At 56.3% G+C, this 1022-nt stretch carries 1 pseudogene; it reads left to right on the forward strand.

The window, feature by feature from the left end:
* Window positions 1-56: 56 nt before the first annotated feature.
* Window positions 57-1022: pseudogene (locus tag ACR0M9_RS21095) on the forward strand (IS3 family transposase); the annotation flags it as partial.

The following is a 1022-nucleotide window of genomic DNA, read 5'->3' on the forward strand; positions in this document are numbered from 1 at the left end:
TGAGCCTCCCCAACTGAACTGGTCCACCGCTATGTTTAGGAAACGGAGGACCACGAATGGCAAACAAGCGACCGAAGCCCGAAGAGATTGTCTCGAAGTTACGGCAGGTTGAAGTTCTGATGGGGCAAGGCATGTCCCGTCTTGATGCGATCAGGCAGATCGGCGTTGTTGAACAAACCTATTACCGCTGGCGCAAGAAGTACGGCGGAATGGGCGTAGATCAGTTGAAAGAACTGAAACGGCTTCAGAAAGAGAATGAGCGACTGCGACGTGCGGTATCCGATCTGACGTTGGACAAGCTGATCCTGACGGAAGCCGCGAAGGGAAACTACTGAGCCCCGCTCGTCGTCGTGCTTGTATTGACCATGTTCGCAACCAACTGAACGTTTCCGAGAGACGCGCCTGCCGCGTGCTTGGACAACACCGGTCCACGCAACGGCGTGTCCCACAAGGTCGCGCAGACGAAGACCGATTGGTGGCCGACATGATCGAGCTGACCCGTCAATACGGCCGATATGGCTATCGCAGGATCGCTGCATTGCTGAGAGAGGCTGGATGGTCTGTCAGCGATGGGCGAATTGAACGGCTTTGGCGACGAGAGGGGCTGAAAGTGCCAGTGAAACAACCGAAGAAAGGACGGCTTTGGCTGAACGATGGCTCGTGTGTTCGGCTGAGGCCGGAGTATCGCAATCATGTATGGAGCTATGATTTCGTCCATTGTCGAACCGACGATGGCAAAGCCTTCCGGACGCTGAACATCCTTGATGAGCACAGCCGGGAGTGCCTGGCGATTAGAGTGAAGCGCAAGCTGAACTCGGTCGACGTGATCGACGCCCTGACGGATCTGTTCATACTTCGGGGGCACCCTGTTTCATACGTTCAGACAATGGGCCAGAATTTGTCGCCCAGGCTGTCCGAGACTGGACCGCCGCAGTTGGCGCCCAGACGGCTTACATTGAACCTGGGAGCCCGTGGGAGAACGGATACTGCGAAAGCTTCAATGGCCGGTTCAGGGACGAACT

Source organism: Ruegeria sp. CH2, assembly GCF_056537065.1.